Annotated in this window: 14 protein-coding genes and 1 pseudogene; 3 read left to right on the top strand and 12 right to left on the bottom strand. The window is 68.5% G+C overall.

The window, feature by feature from the left end:
* The 5 genes and pseudogenes from RT97_RS33780 to RT97_RS07495 all read right to left on the bottom strand — a co-directional run.
* Positions 1-157: pseudogene (locus RT97_RS33780) on the bottom strand (2OG-Fe(II) oxygenase); the annotation flags it as partial.
* On the bottom strand, positions 154-558 hold the full coding sequence (locus RT97_RS07510) for a VOC family protein (protein ID WP_042578159.1): 405 nt from the start codon (positions 556-558) through the stop codon (positions 154-156). The pseudogene RT97_RS33780 and the gene RT97_RS07510, both read right to left, overlap by 4 nt.
* Positions 555-1,061, bottom strand: coding sequence for a hypothetical protein (locus tag RT97_RS07505; RefSeq protein WP_042578158.1), 507 nt, complete (start codon positions 1,059-1,061; stop codon positions 555-557). Before RT97_RS07505 ends, RT97_RS07510 begins: the two co-directional genes overlap by 4 nt.
* A gap of 46 nt (positions 1,062-1,107) precedes the next feature.
* Positions 1,108-1,752: a hypothetical protein gene (locus RT97_RS07500; RefSeq protein WP_042578157.1), complete on the bottom strand. Its 645-nt coding sequence runs from the start codon at positions 1,750-1,752 to the stop codon at positions 1,108-1,110.
* Positions 1,753-1,847: 95 nt separating this feature from the next.
* Entirely contained in the window at positions 1,848-7,886 is a 6,039-nt protein-coding gene (locus RT97_RS07495; RefSeq protein WP_042578156.1) for an alpha-2-macroglobulin family protein, read from the bottom strand.
* 181 nt (positions 7,887-8,067) lie between these two features.
* Here RT97_RS07495 and opgC point away from each other — a divergent pair, with 181 nt between their 5' ends.
* A complete protein-coding gene (gene opgC, locus RT97_RS07490) occupies positions 8,068-9,210 on the top strand; it encodes an OpgC domain-containing protein (protein WP_042578155.1) in 1,143 nt (380 codons plus the stop codon).
* A gap of 26 nt (positions 9,211-9,236) precedes the next feature.
* Here opgC and RT97_RS07485 read toward each other — a convergent pair whose 3' ends face one another.
* From RT97_RS07485 to RT97_RS07470, 4 genes are all read right to left on the bottom strand, one after another.
* Entirely contained in the window at positions 9,237-9,971 is a 735-nt protein-coding gene (locus tag RT97_RS07485; protein ID WP_155403763.1) for a tetratricopeptide repeat protein, read from the bottom strand.
* Positions 9,972-10,098: 127 nt separating this feature from the next.
* Positions 10,099-10,857 (bottom strand): SGNH/GDSL hydrolase family protein, encoded by a 759-nt coding sequence (locus RT97_RS07480; RefSeq protein ID WP_042578171.1) that lies wholly within the window; start codon positions 10,855-10,857, stop codon positions 10,099-10,101.
* 28 nt (positions 10,858-10,885) lie between these two features.
* On the bottom strand, positions 10,886-11,644 hold the full coding sequence (locus RT97_RS07475) for an anti-sigma factor (protein WP_042578153.1): 759 nt from the start codon (positions 11,642-11,644) through the stop codon (positions 10,886-10,888).
* Between the two features lie 22 nt (positions 11,645-11,666).
* Positions 11,667-12,242 carry an RNA polymerase sigma factor gene (locus RT97_RS07470; protein ID WP_253278173.1) on the bottom strand — a complete coding sequence of 192 codons (576 nt, stop codon included), beginning with the start codon at positions 12,240-12,242 and terminating at the stop codon, positions 11,667-11,669.
* Between the two features lie 157 nt (positions 12,243-12,399).
* On the opposite strand from RT97_RS07470, the gene RT97_RS07465 reads away from it, so the two are divergent.
* Together RT97_RS07465 and RT97_RS07460 are read left to right on the top strand one after the other, a co-directional pair.
* Positions 12,400-12,939, top strand: a complete 540-nt coding sequence (locus tag RT97_RS07465; protein ID WP_042578151.1) for a hypothetical protein — start codon at positions 12,400-12,402, stop codon at positions 12,937-12,939.
* A gap of 8 nt (positions 12,940-12,947) precedes the next feature.
* Positions 12,948-14,261 (top strand): hypothetical protein, encoded by a 1,314-nt coding sequence (locus RT97_RS07460; RefSeq protein ID WP_042578150.1) that lies wholly within the window; start codon positions 12,948-12,950, stop codon positions 14,259-14,261.
* A 26-nt stretch (positions 14,262-14,287) separates the two neighbouring features.
* On the opposite strand, the gene RT97_RS07455 is transcribed toward RT97_RS07460, so the two are convergent.
* Genes RT97_RS07455 through RT97_RS07445 form a run of 3 tightly spaced genes read right to left on the bottom strand, consistent with a single transcriptional unit; the run spans position 14,288 to position 17,517 of the window.
* Positions 14,288-15,109, bottom strand: a complete 822-nt coding sequence (locus RT97_RS07455; protein WP_080898220.1) for an ABC transporter substrate-binding protein — start codon at positions 15,107-15,109, stop codon at positions 14,288-14,290.
* Positions 15,110-15,123: 14 nt separating this feature from the next.
* Positions 15,124-16,494 (bottom strand): MmgE/PrpD family protein, encoded by a 1,371-nt coding sequence (locus RT97_RS07450; protein ID WP_042578149.1) that lies wholly within the window; start codon positions 16,492-16,494, stop codon positions 15,124-15,126.
* A gap of 48 nt (positions 16,495-16,542) precedes the next feature.
* Entirely contained in the window at positions 16,543-17,517 is a 975-nt protein-coding gene (locus RT97_RS07445) for a Bug family tripartite tricarboxylate transporter substrate binding protein (RefSeq protein WP_042578148.1), read from the bottom strand.
* Positions 17,518-17,528: the final 11 nt, after the last annotated feature.

The raw sequence follows: 17,528 nt of genomic DNA, 5'->3' as shown, positions 1-17,528 counted from the left end.
TCTCCGAGCCCTCGGGATATCGGATGAGGTAGCTGTCGAACGCCAGCGGCCACGGCGCGGTGAGCAGCAGCATCTTGTCGTAGCCGGTGCCCTGGCGGCCGCGCTGCCAGCGGAAAGCATGTGCCGCATAGCTGCGCAGGGCTGCAGCCAGGCTCATGCGGGCTCCAGGAGATCCCATCGGTTGCCGCAGAGGTCCAGAAAGATCGCCACCCGTCCGTGCGCCTCGTCGCGGGGCGCTTCGACAAAGCGAACGCCGTGGGCGTTCATGTGCGCATGGTCGGCCGCGAAGTCCTGCGTGTGCAGGAACAGGAAGACGCGGCCTGCGGCCTGGTTGCCGACCGCGGCCTTCTGTTCGTCGTTCGCCGCCTTGGCGAGCAGCAGCGTGGCCCCGGCGTCGCGCGAAGGTGCGACCACCACCCACCGCTTGTCCGGGCCGCGCGGCGTGTCTTCGACGAGGTCGAAGCGCAGCGCCTCGGTGAAGAAGCGGATGGCTTCGTCGTAGTCGTGGACGAGAAGGGTGACGGTAGCGAGGTGGCGGGACGGGAAAGGCTGGGTCATCGATGGATCACGCTGTGGCCGCAGTGGTAGCGAGCGGCCGGGTCGGCGGCTCGCAACCGATAGATCTCTTCCCAGGTGGAAGCCCAGTCTGACTCCGGAGTCAGAGCGGTACCGGGGTAAGTCTCTTCGCCTTTCTGTCTGAAGACCCGCCAAATAGACAGGTCGGTGGCGGCACTAGATTCGAAATAGGCCTCCGCTAGCGAGAAAAACCAGCCAGAGTCCATGCCGATGGACATGTCGTTCGCACCCGAGAGCACGACCAAACCCCACGGGGCTTGTGGCCCGAAGCCGGATTCGCAGTACGCGATGCCAGTGTTCGATGCCTCGTGGTTCAGTACGGTCCAGCACGGATACGCTTCACCCGGAGTGCCGTAGTCCCACTCACGCATGATCTCCACCGGCTCCACGAGGAGGCTTCGGATGTGCGTTTGGACACGCGCGTCGGGGATTCGGGACAGCTCGGTCTCGACAAGCTGCCGGATCAGTGCGGGTGAAATACTCATGCGAGAAATTCGGTGCGAGGCCTGCGACTCGAGACGGCGATTTCGATCAGCTGAAAACGATCGCCGTCTTGTGCGCAATGCTCAAGCGCGCCGATTCGTAGAGCAGCAGCCACGACTCGATTTCCCGGTAGAGGCCTTCGTCCTCGCCCATGCCGTCGCCCAGCCGCGCAGCTTCCTCGTCCGACAGCTCGCCGTCCGCGAGCGCGATACCGAGTGCCGGCGCGACCAGCACCAGTTCTTCGAGCAACCGGTACGACGAGCCGAGCATGCCGCCGGGCAGGTCGGTGTCGTCTTCTTCGGCAAAGATCACTTCCTCGAAGTCGACCGGCACGTAGAAGCCTTCCGCGTCGGAGTGGCACAGCAGGTGGCTCTCGAAGGTGCTGGCCACGTCTTCGAGCGTTTCGTCTTCCGTGGGGTCGGCGTCTTCCGGCAGCGGCGTGGCCATCCACCCGGGCGTCGTCACGCGATGCGCATAGGCACGGCGCAGGTAGTGGATGAACGAATAGGGCAGGCCGTCGATCGGTGCACGCGAATCGAGCGGCGGCAGCACGCGGGGCTCCACGTGCGGCGGCAGGCCGGCCTCAGCCAGCTTGCGGTTCACGACCGCGAAGTCTTCGTCGATCTGCTCGGCGCTCTCGGGATCGTTTTCGATCAGGTCGGCGAGGATACCGACGCAAATGGCCAGACCCATGGGGTTCTCCTGGTTGGTTGGTTCACCGCGATGGTGGCGAGGACCGGTGAAGGCGGGATGACGACCCCGGCCCGCACCGTTCCCCGGTTGCCGCGTTACTTCGCCGGCTCCACCTTCACCCGCGCATTCGGCGCCTCGCCGAACATCTCGGGCGCATACATCGCCTCGACGCGGCTCGGCGGCAGCGCGAAGTCGCCGACGTTGTTCAGGCGCACGGTGTATTCCATCTTCACCACACCCTTGGGCAGGTACTCGTAGTAGCTGCGGAAAGCCTCGAAGCTGCGTTCCTCGAAGGCCGGCGAGCCGACGCCGGACTTCTTCTCGCCCTGCGTGGCGATCTGCGAGTCGCGGCCCAGGCCCCCGCCCAGGATGGTCGCGCCGCCCGGGATCGGGTCGCTGATCACTACCCAGGTCATGTCGGCGCTGGCGTTCACCTCGATGCTCACGCGCAGCACGTCGCCGCGGGTGTACTTGCCCGCGGTGGCCTGCTCGACCGGGGTGATGGTCTTCTTGATCGCGTAGCCGGCGGCGAACGGCGCCTTCAGCTGCACGGCGGCCAGCGACTGCAGCGTGAGCCACGGCTTGCCGGTGCCTTGCTGGGTGACCAGCAGCGTGTCGCGCACGGGGGCGCCCGAAGGCGAGTTCGCGGCCGTGGCCCACGGCAGGAACATCGTGTTGTTCTTCAGGTTGCCCGGCGATGCGGGCGCGCCGAACATGGTGGTCTGGTTCGGTGCGCCGGCCGCGTCGCTGGTCTTCACGCGCTCGACGCGGCTCCAGTCGACCTGCGCCTTCACCGCGCCCAGCGTGGCGGCGGTGACGCCGGCCACCGGCGTGCTCTCGAACACCTTGCTGAATTTCTCCAGCGCGAGCCCGCCCCACAGGTTGGCGGTGGTGGTGTGCCAGGCGCCGCCCTGCTGGCGGCCGATGAAGCCGTTGGCGAGCTTGCCGATGTCGTCCTTCCAGGCCGGGTCGTCCATCACGCTGAGCAAGAGGCGCGCGGTGTTCACGTCGCCATTGGTCATGAGCCACCACCAGTAGTCGTCCTGCTCGGTGCTGAAGATGAGCTTGGTGCCCTGGTAGGACAGGCGTGCCTTCAGCACGTTGTTGGCTTCTTCCAGGCGTTGCTGGCGCTGCGGCACATCGTTCACGCGCTTGAGGATATTGAGCCAGTCGATCACCGCGCTGGTGGGCCACTGGTTCGGCGCGATGGTGATGCTGCCGACCATGCTGCCCTTGGCCTTGCCGTAGCGCGAGAGCGCTTCGAGCGCGGCGAGCTTGCGCACGTCCAGGTCCTTGCGCGGGCTCCAGAACTCGCGCGTGATGCGGCCTTCGACGAAGGCGATCAGGCCCGATTCCATCGGCGCGCGCACGTCGTCGGCCAGCGCGAAGGCCGGGTTCAGCTGCGCGGCCTCGTTCGTCGCAGCGAGCAGGTACGAGGTGAGGATGTCGCTGCCGCGGTTGGCTTCGCCGTCGCGCGGCGGGAAGTAGTTGGCGAGGCCGTCGCCGTCCAGGTAGGTCGGCAGCGTCGCGAGCACGCCCTGCCACATCTTCGCGTCGCGCAGACCCACCGACTTGCTGGTCTTCTGTTCGAGGCAGATGAAGGGGTAGTTGGCGAACCAGTCCCGCACGCCCGGCAGGCCTTCGGCGAGCTTGGGCTGCAGAGAGAGCTTGAGGCCGCCGCGGCCGGGGAGGGCGTCGGCGGGCGGCGCCACGTCGAGCGTGAACGGCCCGTCGATCTGCACCAGCGTCGCCTGCTGCACCGTGAGCGGCACCGAAGGCACGATGCGCTGGCGCACCTTGAGCGCGTCGCGCGCGCCGCCAAGGGTGTCCTTCGCCTCGATCTCCCAGAGGATGGCTTCGGCACGCGTCTGCGCGAGCTGCGCGGGCGCGGTCACGGTCCATGCCACTTCACGCGCTTCGCCGGCCGGGATGTCCACGGTCTGCGTCTCCAGCGTGAGCAGGGTGGCGCGCGGCGTGGCCTCGACCTTCATCGGTTTCTGCGTGGTGTTGCGCAGCGTGATCTGGGCGCGGAACTGGTCGTCCTCGCGCACCAATGGCGGCAGGCCGCTGATGATCTGCAGGTCCTGCGTGGCCTGAATGCTGGCCTGGCCGGTGCCGAAGAGGCTCGCGCCCGAGTCGGCGACGGCCACGATCTTGAAGGTGGTGAGCGCGTCGTTCAGCGGCACTGTCACCACGGCCTGGCCGTTGGCGTCGAGCACCACCTTCGGGTTCCACACGAGCAGGGTGTCGAGCAGTTCGCGCGTCTGGCCCTTGCCGCCGCCGCCGCCCGCGGGCACGGCTTTGCGCCCATAGTGGCGCCGGCCGACGATTTCCATCTGCGCTGTGGAGGTGCTCACGCCCCAGCTGCGGCGTTGCAGCATCGCGTTCAGCAGGTTCCAGCTGTCGTTGGGCATCAGCTCCAGCAGCGCCTGGTCGACCGCGGCCAGCGCCACTTCGGCGCCGGCGGCCGGCTTGCCGTCGGGCAGCTTGGCGGTGATGGTGACCTGCGCCTTGCTGCGGATCGGATAGCTGGGCTTGTCACTGGTGACGGTCACATCCAGCTGGTGGGCGCGCGTGCCCACGCGGATCTCGGCCATGCCGAGGCGATAGGCGGGCTTGCTCAGGTCGACCATCGCGGTGGGCGCGACGTATTCCTTGCCTTCGTACCAGAAGGCGGTCCACCACTCGCGCGGCGCCTTGAAGCCCCAGGTGAAGAAGCTGTACCAGGGCACTTCGCGCAGGCGCCCGCGCAGCGCGAGCACGCTGATGTAGGCGTTCGGGCCCCATTCGGGCTTGACCTGCAGCGTGACCGTCGGGTCCTTGCCGTCGAGCTGCACGACGTGGGTTTCGATGATGCCTTCGCGTTCCACCGAGACCAGCGCGGTCGCGAAGCGGAAGGGGCTGCGCACCTGGAACTTGGCGACTTCGCCGGGCTGGTAGCTCTTCTTCTCGGGCAGCACGTCGATGCGGTCGTTGTCCTCGCCGCCGAACCAGAGTTCGCCCTGCTTGGTCACGTAGACGGAGCTCACCGCCTTGCTGTCGCGGCCGTCGCCGTCGGTGGCGCTGGCGACGAGTTCGACTTCGCCGGCTTCCTTCAGCTCCGATTCGCACAGCAGCAGCCCGCGCGCATCGCTCTTGCCGCTGCAGACGGTGCCGATGTCCTTGGTCTCGGTCTTGTTGTCGTAGGTGTAGAAGCCGCCCACCATGCGCTTGCGGCTGGTGGTGGTGATGCGCGCCACGGCACGCACGTTGAGCGTCACGCCGGCCTGGGGCTTGCCCGTGAGGTCGAGCGCGAGCGCCTGGAACTTGAGCTTCTGGCTGGTGGAGACCCAGCCCTCGGTCTTGATGCCGGCGATGACCGAAGCGGGCCACAGCGTCTGCGTGCTGCGGATGGTCTGCACCTCGCCGTTCGGGTCGGCATACGTGGCTTCGAGCAGCAGCTCGCGCGCGGCCTTGACCTTGGGCACCTTGTCGATGGTGACCTTGCCCGCGCCGTCCTTGTTCAGCGTGAGCGCCAGCTTGTCGGCGATCACGCGGGTGTCGCTGGCGCTGTTGATGTCTTCCTCGCCGCCTGCGGTGTCGGCCGCGGACGCGGCCTGCGTGCCTTCGCCCTGTTCGGCGCGGGGCGGGTTGAAGCTGAAGGCGTCGTAGTCGGAGAAGCTCAGGGCCTTGCCGCGCACCATCGCCGACACGCGCACCGGCAGGTTGGCGGCGCCGCCGCCGGCCACGTAATTGATCTGCACATCGGTGGGCACGCTCGTCGCGGCCACAAGGGGCTTCTTCTCGGTGGGCGCGATTCGGCCTTCGAGCACGGGCAGGCGGAATTCCTCGACGCGGAAGGTGCCGGTGCTGAAGCTGCGGCTGCCGTCGCCTTCGTCGCCGTCGCCTTCATCGCTGTCGCCGTTGGCGTCCTTGCCGCCGCCGCTGCGCAGCATCACCTCGTACACGCCGAGCTTGGCGGCGGGCGGAATCGGGAAGGTGTTCTCGGCGCTCAGGCCCCCGGTGGCGGTCTTGCGCCAGGTGAGCGGCTGCGTGAAGCGCTGGCCGCTGCCGGTGTGGGTGATGACGAGCGTGTCGGGCCGGTTTTCCGGCAGGCCGAAGCCCTTGCTGGTCTGCGTGCGGATCAGGCTCTTCATCGACACCGTCTCGCCGGCGCGCAGCAGCGTGCGGTCGAAGATGGTGTGGGCGATGCGGTCGGGCTCGGGCTGCAGGTTGGTGGGCACGTTGAAGCGCCAGGGCTCGATGCCGCGCTGCCAGTCGCTGAAGGTGAAGGCGAGGTCTTCCACGCCCTTGTCGTCCTTGGCGCGGGCGCTCACGAACCAGGCACCGCTGTCGTATTCGTCGGGGCCGTTGCAGCTGGGCGCCTGCGGCGACACGCCCTGCAGCGTGACGATGCCGTTGGCGTCGGTGGTGCCGGTGGCCACGGCCTTGCCGTCGCAGCTGGAGACGCGCACTTCGGCGCCGGCGACGACCTTGCCCTTGTCCAGCGTGGTGACCCAGGCCATCGAGTTCTCACGGCCCAGCTTGAAGTGCACCGCCAGGTTGGTGGCCAGCGCCGTGGTGCGCACGTACATCGTGCGGCCGGCGGGGTAGCGCTCGTCGAGCAGGGCTTCGCCCAGTTTCTGCGAGGCGATTTCAAGCACGTGGAAGCCCGGCGTGAGCGGGATGCCGATGACTTCGAACGGGCGCGGATCGCCCGCTTCCGACTTGGGCATGTCCAGCGCCTTCACGCCCGGCTGGCCGGCCAGCAGCGACAGCATGCGGGTCTGCAGGCTGGTGCGGTCGTCCTTATCGATGACGGGCGGCAGCGCGCCCTTCACGTCCTTGCGCGCCTGTTCGCGCGTGACGGTGTAGCTGTCGTAGCGGCGCACCTTGCGGAACCACGCGATGATTTCCGCGTCGGTCTTGGGGTTCATGTCGCTCACCTTGCCGGGCGTGAGCGCCTGCACCATCAGCTGCGGCTCCACGCGGCGCACGGTCACCGGCATCATGGCCGGGGTGCCGGGCTCGGCCAGCCGCTCGATCACGCCGAAGGGCGAGGCGGCGAACTTGGCCAGCGGCGGCATCGCGCCGGTCGAGACCTTCAGCGGAAAGCTCGACGGAGTGGCGAGCGGGCGTCCGGAGGCGTCTTCGAACTTGGCGGGCAGCTCGATGCTGTATTGCGCGCTCTCGGCCAGCGGCGGGCCGAAGTACACGCCATTGACCACGTCGTCGTCGCTCTGCGAGCCGCCTTCGTTGGCGATCTGGGCCTTGGTCGACTTGCCGTCGCTTCCCTTGAGCTCGATCTGGGAGGCCAGCTTGCGCGTGACCGGCGCATTGAAGGTCAGCTGCATCGGGCGCAGCGGCAGGCAGGCGGCCTGCGCGTTCTCGCGCTCGCAGGTGAAGGACACGGCGAAGGGCTCGCGCACCTGGTAGTCGAGCCGGCGTTCGACGTTGTTGGCAACGCCCGAGGGGGTCGCCACGCCCTTGCCGTAGACCACCTTCACCTTGGCGCCCGGGGTGAGCGTGCGGTTGCACTGCATCGTGATGAAGCGCAGCGGGTCTTTCTCGGCCGCCTTGTCGCGGCCGAAGGCCTTCAGGAGGCCCGCGCGCTGCTCGCCGTCGAGCAGTTTGACCGGAATGCGCTCGCCCACGCCGTCGGCCGAGCACCAGACGTTCTGGCGCACGCTCTCCAGCGTGGCGGCGCCGTTGAGCTCGAGCACGAACATCTGCTGCTCGTCGATGCGGGCGTAGGTGCCCGGCATGAAGCTGCGCACGAACGGGCCGCCGCTATTGAATTGGTAGCGCTCCGGGCCGGTCAGCTCGCCGCCGGCGCTCGGCTTGAAGTTGGGAATGCGGGTGACGGTGCAGCGCACGCCGGGCGGCAGGTCGTTCTCGAAGTCGTAGACCCACGCCTTGGCGTCGGTCCAGCGGCCGGTGCCTTTGCCGGCCTGCGCGTCGGTGCAGCTCACCGAGAGCGGGGCGGGCGCCTTGGGGTCGCCGAAATTGACGGCGGCCTGGTCGAACTTGGCGACGATCTGTCGCACGCGCGCCACTTCGCCCTGGGGCGTGAGGCTGGTGATCTGCAGGGCAAAGCTCGGGCCGGCCAGCAGCGTGCTCGCGGCCAGGAGCAATGAGGGAACGAAACGGGTCACGGAATCTCCTCCTTGGGGCAGCGCGCAGCGTAGCCGATTTGTGCTTCAAAACGTCAGTGCCGACAGTCATATGTCGTTCGCGGCCGGGCCCCGGTCAGGCGCGGTTTACATCAGCCTTCTTACAATCCACCGCGTCGTGCGTGCGCCGCGCAGACCGCCACCAGGACCTCGCCGCCGACCGATGAAACGCTACTGGGAAATAGACGCCTTGCGCGGGCTGATGCTCGTGCTGATGACCGTCACCCACCTTCCGACCCGCCTGACCGATCCGCTGGGCCAGCCATTCGGCTTCGTTTCGGCGGCCGAAGGCTTCGTGCTGCTGTCGGCCTTCGTGGCGGGACTGGTCTACAGCCGCATCGGCTACGCCCGGGGGGTGGATTCGATGCGCATCGCGTTCTGGCGGCGCGTGGTCAAGGTCTACCTGTGCCAGGCGGCGATCCTCCTCTTCCTGTTCACCGTGATCGCGGCGCTCGGGCTGCACATCGACCAGCCGGCGGTGAAGAACCTGGTGTCTTACTACCTGGCGGAGCCGCGCGACGGCTTTCTCTTCGGGCTGCTGCTGATCTACGAGCCGGCGCTGCTCGACATCCTGCCCATGTACATCTTCTTCATGCTCATGAGCCCCTGGGTGCTGGCCTTCGCCATGCGCCACGGCTGGACGCTGGTGATGCTGGCCAGCGTCGCCGTGTGGGCGGCGGCGCAGTTCGGCATCAGCGAATGGATCTACGGGCTGGCGGTGCACTACCTGCACGTGCCGGTGCCGTTCCACGAGATGGGCGCCTTCAACACCTATGCCTGGCAGTTCCTGTGGTTCGCGGGCCTGTGCATCGGCGCCACCCGCAACGGGCCGCAGGCGCGGCCGCTGCGCTTTCCGTGGTGGCTGCTGGCGCTGGCGGCGGGCATCGCGCTCTACGGCGTCTACTGGCGCCACACCGGCATCAACGGCCAGGCGCCGTTCGGTGGCGACGTGGAGCTGAACCTGCTGTTCGACAAGTGGCAGCTCGGCCCGCTGCGGCTGGTGAACCTGGTGGCGCTGGGCATCCTGGCGGTGCGCTTCGGCCCCTGGCTGATGCGCCGGATTCCGCGGCTGCACTGGCTGGAGGCGATGGGCTCGGCGTCGCTCCCGGTGTTCTGCGCGCACCTGGTGGCGGTGCTGCTGGTCCTGGCCTTCTACGGCGACAGCCAGACCGCGCGGCCGTGGTGGGGCGACGGGCTCCTGCTGCTGGCGGTGTTCACGGGGATGTACGTCGTGGCGCGGTTCACGCGCGGGGCCGATGTGCCGCCGCCGGCGGACGATGTGCCGTCGGGGCCGGCACCGGCCTGAGCGGGGTCGGCGCCAGGCATTTCTTTCTATATGGGTCGTCCCGGTCCAGGAAGCCGGGCCTTCCGGCTCTGGATGTACCGGAGCTCATTCAACGACTTCTCGTTCCCGGGGTCCAGTTGCAGCGCGCGTTCGTGCAGCGCCTGCGCCGTATCGAGATTGCCCAGCTCGATCTGGGCGAACGCCATGCCGCGCAATGCGCGCGTCGTTTCCGCGGTTTTAAGCTCGGGCGGGGAGAGGTCCGCGGACTCCAGGGCTTTCTGGAACCCCTCCAGCGCCGGGCGCCAGTTGCGTTCGGCGATATCGACTTCTGCCCGCTCGGAGAGGTATTTCGAATTGCGCGGAGAGAGCTTGATCGCGTCGTCGAACGCAGCCCGGGCTTCGGGAAGGCGATGCAGGTCGACCAGCGCGAAGCCCCTGAGGAAATAAGCGAGGCCCCATTCGATGCCGTAGACCCGCGAATTCGTGTTCGCCTTGTGCCCCTCCAGGGCGTAGAGCATGCTTTCGACCGGCCAGCGCGCGGAATACACAAGAGGCGCGCTCTTGCGGTACGTGCTCTCGTAGTAGGCGATGGCCTGGTCGGCCAGCGGAAGGGCCTGTGCAGGCCTTTTCGCGGCGATGAGCACGGCCGCCTGTTGCACCAGCGGCGCGCCCGCATCCACTGTCTTTCCGACCGCAGCGGAAGGGGGCGGGCTGGTGGCTTCGGGTTGCGTCGCGCAGGCCGACACAAGCAGCGACAGCAGGATCGCCGCGAAGAGTTTCATGACCATCGAGGCTCTTTCTGGCCGTCAGGCGGCGATGTTCTTGTCGATTGCGCAGGATTCGATGGCGCCTGCGCAGGCCGGCACGAGTCTGGCGAGGGCGTGTGTCTGTCCCGGGGGGCGGCTGCAATCAGGGCAGGGCGGCGGCTGGCGCAGGCGCGCCCGGCAGGTGCAAGGCGATCACCGACTGCCACAGCCGGTACCCCTCGTCCGTCATGTGCAGCCTGTCGCCGCGAAACAGCTCCATCCGGGGCCGGCCGTCGGCGCCGAGCATCGGCGTGTAGATGTCGATGAACTCGCTGTTGGGCAGCAGGTTGAGGTAGGCCGAGATCACGTGGTTGGTCTCGCGGATCTGCGGCATCAGGTGCTCGCGCGAGGGGCTGGGCTTGACCGAGATGAAGCTGATGCGCGCGTCGGGCAGTTCGGCGCGCACCGCGTTGGCAAAGCGCGCGAAGCTGTCGAGCACCTGCAGCGGCGTGCGGCCCTCGGCCAGGTCGTTGTCGCCGGCATACACCATCACCTGGCGGGGCTTGTAGCGCACCACCAGGTCGCGGGCGAACAGGCTGCAGTCGGCCAGTGTCGAGCCGCCGAAGCCGCGGTTGACGACGCCGCCGGGCACGCGGGCAAAGTCCTGCGAGAGGCGGGTCCACATGCGCACGGTGGAACTGCCCACGAACACCACGCCGCCCGGGGGCGGCAGGCGCTCCTGGTCGGCGCGCGCGAAGGCCGCGAGCTCGTTGTGCCACCGCGCCTTGGCGGCCAGGTATTCGGAGGAGGCGTCCGCAGCGGTGGCGCCATCCGCCTCGTAGGGAAAGGCGGCCGAGGCGGTCTGGGCGTGGGAGGCAAGCGCCGCCATCAGCAGCGCGACCGCGGCCAGCGCGGATTTCATCGAAGGCATCGGAAAGACAGGAATCAGGTCAGATGGTTTTCTCAATGAGGGCGCCCTTGAACACGACCGGCCCCTTCGGACCGCTGCCCGGTGGCACGCCGCCCTTGGCTTCCAGGGTAACGGCCAGGGTCGGCACTTGGTGCACATCGGATTCCGACGCGGCCAGCCGCAGGGCCGGCGCGTTGTCGAGCACGCCGAGCGAGCGCGGCGCGCCGCCGGGGGGCAGGGCCCACAGCTGCAGCGACTTGTCGGTGCCTTCGCTGTAGCTGCCCACGCGCTGGAGCACCAGCTGCTTTTTCTTCGGATCGAAGGTCACCAGCAGCGAGGCGGCGGCCTGGTCGTCGGACAGCACGGCCACGTATTGCACGGCCGGCGCATTGGTCAACTGGTCGCGCAGGTTCAGGCCGACCCCGACCGCCAGCACGGTGGCCAGCGCGCCGGCCGCCGTGGCGCCGCGCCAGAGCGCCAGGCTGCTGAGCCATCCGCCCTGCGGCTTGGCGGAGTTGCGGGCATTGGCCGCGTCGCGCTGCCGCTCGATGGCGTGCTGCGCCTTTTCGGCGTCGATGATGTTGCGGATGCGGGTCCAGACGGCGGCGTCGGGGACGATCGGGCTCTGCAGTTCGGTCATGCTCGCGAGCCGGCTCTGCCAGACCAGCGCCGCGGCGCGCACCGGCGCCTGTTCGCGCGCGATGGTTTCGAAGCGGCGGCGAGCGCCGCCGCGCAGGGTGCCGAGCGCATGGCTTGCGGCCAGCAGTTCGAGCAGGTCGGGGTGGGCGGTGAGATTCATAGAAGGGCTGCTTTCTCCACCGTCACGCAAAGCGTCCCATGCAGACGCGCAATTTCTCGAGGCCGCGCCGGATCCAGGTCTTGACCGTGCCCAGCGGCAGCCTGAGCTGCTCGGCCAGCTCGCCGTGGCTCATCTCGCGCAGGTAGGCCAGGCTCACCACCTCCCGCTGCTTGCCTTCGAGCTGGCTCAGGCACTGGTGCAACGCCCAGGCCTGCTCGCTCGCATCGGCCGTGTCGGCGGGGTTGGGCGCATCGGATTCCAGGGTGTCGGCCATCAGCTCGTCGAACTCCTGCGTGAGCTGGGCGCGGTCGGCGGTGCGGCGGCGCAGGAGGTCGAGCGCACGGCTGCGCACGATCAAGCCCAGCCATGCCAGCGGCGGGCTCAGGGTGGAGCGGTAGTCGCCGGCCACGCGCCAGACGGTGAGAAAGGCTTCCTGGAGAACATCTTCGGCCCATTCGCGCTGCCGCACGACGCGCATCGCCAGGCCCATGAGCTTGGGCGCGGTGCGGTCGTACAGCTGGCGCAGGGCGGCTTCGTCGCGATGGCCGATCCGATCGATCAGCGCCATCAGTTCGGCGTCTGGGCTGGGTGCTGTCATCCGCGGATTGTCGGGCATCGGTGCGCATGGACAAGATACGGCCCCGCACGCCTGCCGGATTCAAACAACAGGTCCGAAGATCCGATTTCTAGAAACATTCGTTAACGTATACTGCGCCGCAAAATCGGAGCGGGGCCGCGCATGCGCGGGAGGCGGAATGAAGCAAATTGCGATCGTCATCGTGCTCTGCGTGGGCGCGTGGTACTTCTTTATCGGCGGCCGCAAGCTCGACGAGCCGATGGTGCGCGACTACTACCAGAAGGAAGCGCGCGCCATTTCCGCCAACGACGCCTACCAGCTGTGCAAGCAGTTGAGCCGCAAGGCCGTCATCGAGAGCAAGACCACGATGATGGGCAAGACGGTGGAGAGCACCCACAACCGCGACGAAGCCTGCGAAGCCCAGCACAAGACCTTCGAGAAGCTGCGCGCGGTCAGCGACCAGGTCGGCAGCATCATGGCCATCGAGTACGACTACCAGATCGACAGCGTCGAGCTCACGCCCGACCGCAAGAGCGCCACCGTGCAGGGGACCAACGTGATCAAGATGGGCGAGTCGATCCTGCAGTTCAAGACCAGCTTCACCCAGCGCCTTGAGCGCGAACTCGGCCAGGTGCGCCTCGTGCATTCCGAGGAGGCCACGGTGGTGCGCGTGGGCGGCCGAGGCGCCATGAGCCAGAGCGAGTTCTTCCGTAAATAGGGGCGGTCGTGATCGTTCAGGATTCCCTGCCACCCCCGCCGCCGTTCTGGCACCGCCTCAACAGCTTCTTCGCGTTTCCGTTCCAGATGCGGCCGCTGGCCTACGGGCTCGTGCTGTCGTTCTGCAGCCTGCTCTTCGAGGCGATCTTCTTCCTGCCCGATGCGCTGGCGTTCATCGTCATCGAGATCGGCATCATGCTGGCGGCCAGCCGCTACGGCTTCAAGATCACCGCGCTCGGCGCGCGCGGCATCTGGCAGTCGGCCGACTTCGCGCGCGAGTCGAGCGACGACTGGACCTACCTGCCCTGGAAGCTCTTCGCGATCTCGCTGGTGCAGGGCGCGCTGATCGCCTGGCTCGCCTGGTACGAGCCGGTGCTGGGCACGGTGGCGCTGTTCGTCATGTCCTTCACCTTCCCGGCCGCGGTGATCGTGCTGGTGCAGTCGTCCAGCTTCTTCCAGGCGATGAACCCGGGGCACGTGATGGATGCGATCCGCACCATCGGCTGGCCGTATGCGCTGCTGTGCTTTTTCCTGTTCCTGCTGAGCACGGGTGCCCAGATCGCCATATCGATGGTGGTGCCGATGTTCGACGGCCGCATCATCCTGCCGATCGTCAATTTCGCGTTCATCTACTTCGGCTGGGTGATGGCGAGCCTCCTGGGCTATGTGATGTACCAGCACCACGACGCCTTCGGCATTGACGTGGTGCCCGGTGCCGGCGCGGGCGAGGGCATGCCGGTGGACCGCCGCACGCCCGCGCAGATCGCCGCCCAGCGCATCGACGCCGAGGTGGCGCAGTTCATCACCGACGGCGACCTGGCCGCCGCGCTCGGCACCGCCTACGAGGCGCAGCGCACCGCCGCCATCGACGACCTCGCCGCGCAGCGCCGCTACCACCGCGTGCTCGCGATGATGCCGGACAAGGAGAGCGCAATGCTCGACCAGGCCAGGCGCTTCATTCCGCTCCTGATGCGGCGCGACCTGTCTTCCGAAGCGCTCAAGGTCTTCAAGTTGTGCCGCGAGAAGGACAAGGCGTTCGCGCTCGACGACGCGGCCACGGTGATCGCGATGGCGCGGGCCGAATGGCGCAACGGCGATGCCCATGCCACGCTCGCGCTGCTGGCGGGTTTCGACCGCCGCTTCCGCGGGAACGAGGCGATCCCGCAGGCGTATGAACTCGCGGCCCGCGCGCTGGTGCAGGGCCTGGGGCGCGCCGACATGGCCAAGCCCATCCTCCGCACGATGGAATCGCGCTACCCCGACAGCGAGCAGACGCAAGAGGTGCGCTGGCTGCTGCGGCCGGCCCCCGAGGCCGCCGCCTAGCCCGCCGCCTGGCCTGCCCCCTGAGGTCAGGCCCTGCGGGGCGCCACGGCGGCACCCTCGATGCCGTGCCGCTTCAGCGCGTCGGCGACGAAACCGGACGCCTTCATCTCCTCGACGAATCCGCTGAGCCACGCCTGTGCGGCGAGCCGGCCCTTCGGCACGCCCATCGCCTGCTCGATCACCATGAAGCGGCCCGGCAGCAGGCGCACGCCGCCCACGCGCTGCGCGTCGGCTTCGAGCTGCTGCTTCACGCCGGCCGCCACGTCGAGGTTCTGCGCGATGAACTGGTTCGTGACCTCGGGCGAGGTCGGCGCGCGCACCAGCGTGGCGGCCTTCAGCTCGCGTGTGAGGTAGAGGTCGTAGGCGCTGCCCCTGCCGACCACCACGCGGGTGCCGGCGCGGTCCACGTCCGCGTTGCGCTGCAGCGGCGAGCCGTTGCGCACGAGGTAGGCGCCTTCGATGACAACGTAGGGCGCGGTGTATTCCATGTCCGCCGCGCGCACCGGATCGATCGCGACGAAAGCCATGTCGACCTGGCGCGCCTTGACGGCTTCCACCACGTTGCCGGCGGAGTTGAACTGCACGAGGTCGATCGCGAGGCCCAGGCGTCGCGCCGCCTCGCGCGCGAGGTCCACCGACACGCCGCTCGGCTGGCCACCGGCGCCGCGGCTCGCGAGGATCGGATTGCCGAAGTTGATGGCGGCGCGCAGCTTGCCGGTGCCGCCGAGTTCCGCCGCGGCGGCCGCCTGCGAGCTGGCCGTGGTGCCGGCGCAGCCCGCAAGGAGGAGTGCGCCCGCGCCACAGAAGGCGCGGCGATCGATGGCGTGGGAGAGATCGGGCTGCTTCATGCGTTCTCTCCTTGTCAGGGCCGGGCCAGCGCCGCGAGGCCGCGCACGTCGGCTGCCTTTCCCAGCGACCAGCAGGCCGCGAGCAACTCGCTCGTGCGCTGCGCGCCGAGGATGCCGTCCGACAGCCCGTGGAACTTGCGCTCCAGGTCCGCATCGCTCATCGGGCGCTGCAGCGAGCCGATCGCGTGCTCGATGAACACGTGCTCGCGGCGGCCGTCGGTCAGCACCGCGGTCACGTCGGCGCTGGCTTCGTCGATCCCGTCGTCCACCGTGGCCACGACCTTGCGGCGCAGCGCGACCACGTCGGGGCGGTTCACGATGTCGTCGGCAAATTCCTCCTCGGCAGCGCGCCCGAACAACAGGCCCGCCGCGCACCCGTGGTAGACGCTGAACTTGGCGCTCAGCCCATCGGCCGGCTCCTTCTTGCCGGTGAGTTCGAGCACCAGCGAATGCACCTTGAGCTCGATGCGCTCGACCTGGTCCGCCGCGATGCCGCGCTCGCGCAGTTGCACGCAGGCGTCGATGCTCGGGTGGATCACGATGCCGCAGGCAAAGGGCTTGTAGCTGTTGAACGAAATCTCGAAGCGCTCGCCGAGTTCGTCGGTCACTTCGTTCCAGGCGTACTTGGTCGATACCACCTGCGCCCAGCCGCGCGGCGCCTCGATTGCCTTGGGGCTCGCGGTGTAGCCGTGCTGCGCCATCAGCGCGGCCATGAGGCCCGCGCGCGCGGCACCGCCCGGGTGAAAGGGCTTGGTCATGGTGCCGAACTGCTCGCGCAGGCCGACCGGCTGCGACGCGGCGATGCCGAGCGCCATGGCCGTGCGGTCCGCGTCCAGCCCGAGCAGCCGCGCGCAGCCCGCGGCCGCGCCTAACATGCCCGTGGTGCCGGTGATGTGCCAGCCGCGGTCGTAGTGCTCGGGATAGACCGTGTTGCCGAGGCGACACGCCACGTCGATGCCCAGCACCAGCGCATCGAGCACCGTGCGGCCGCTCGCGCCGGTGTGCTCGGCCAATGCCAGCACGGCCGAGGCCACGGGGCCGGCGGGATGGATGATGGTCTTCAGGTGCGTGTCGTCGAAGTCGAAGGTGTGCGAGGTGATGCCGTTGAGCAGCGCCGCATTCGCGATGTCGACCTTCTCGGCACGCCCGAGGATGGTGGCCTGCGGCGCGGGCTGCAGCACCTGCACGGCGGCCAGCGCGGCCTCGACGGCTTCGTGCCTGGCGGCGCCGACGGCGCAGCCCAGCCAGTTGAGGAAGGTGCGGTGCGCCTCGTGGTCCACCGCCTCGCTCCAGCCGCGCGAGGCGTGGCCTGCGACGTACTCGGCAAGGATGCGGGTGATGGGCGGGGCGTTGTGGTCTGCGGCGACCTGGGTGTTGCGGGCCATGTGCTTGAAAGTCTCCGGTGGATGGCGAAGGAAAAAAGAATGCGGGCTTCAGGTGCCGAGTTCGATCTTGCGATCGCGCGCGAGCTGGGTCCATCGCGCGACGTCGGCGCGGATGTAGTCGCCGAACTGCTGCGCGCTCATGGGCATCGGCTCGACCGCCTCGACCGCGAGCTTCTCGCTGAGGTCGGGCGCCTTGAGCACCGTGTTGAGCGTGTCGTTGAGCTGCTTGACGACGGCGGCCGGCATGTGGGCCGGGCCGACCACGCCGTACCACTGCATCGCGTCGAAGCCCGCAAGGCCCAGCTCCTCGAGCGTGGGCACGTCCTTGATCTGCGGATGGCGCGCCCTGCCGGTCACCGCCAGCGGCCGCACGCGGCCCGACTTGAGGTGCGGCATGGCGGCGGCGAGGCCCGGGAACATCGCCTGCGTCTGTCCGCCCATGAGGTCGGTGAAGGCCGGGGCGACGCCGCGGTAGGGCACGTGCGTCATCTGCAGGCCGGTCTGCTGCTTGAAGAGCTCCATCGTCAGGTGCGTGAGCGAGCCGGCGCCGGCCGAGCCGTAGCTCAGCTTGCCGGCCTGGGCCTTGGCGTACTCGAGGAACTGCCTGAAGTCCTTGGCGGGCAGGTCGGCGTTGATGACCAGCACGTTGGGCGTGCCGCCGATCATGCCGATCGGCGTGAAGTCCTTGACCGGGTCGTAGGGCACCTGGCGCGTTGCCGGGCTGGTGCCGTGCGTGGCGACGTAGCCCTGCATCAGCGTGTAGCCGTCGGCCGGTGCGCGCGCGGTGTTCTGCGAGGCGATCACGCCGCCGCCGCCGCCCTGGTTGTCGACGATGAAGGTCTGGTTCAGCAGCTTGCCCCAGCGCTCGGTGACGGTGCGGCCCACCATGTCGCTGCCCCCGCCGGCCGCCACCGGCACGATGTAGCGGATGGGCTTGCTCGGAAAGTCCTCGGCACGCGCGGAACGGTGAAGCCCGAGGAAGGCGGACGTGGGAATGGCGAGGGTGAAGGCTCGGCGTTTCATTGTCTTGTCTC

The organism is Variovorax paradoxus (assembly GCF_000834655.1).
Lineage (GTDB): Bacteria > Pseudomonadota > Gammaproteobacteria > Burkholderiales > Burkholderiaceae_C > Variovorax > Variovorax paradoxus_F.
This window is presented reverse-complemented; position numbering and strand designations above follow the sequence as displayed.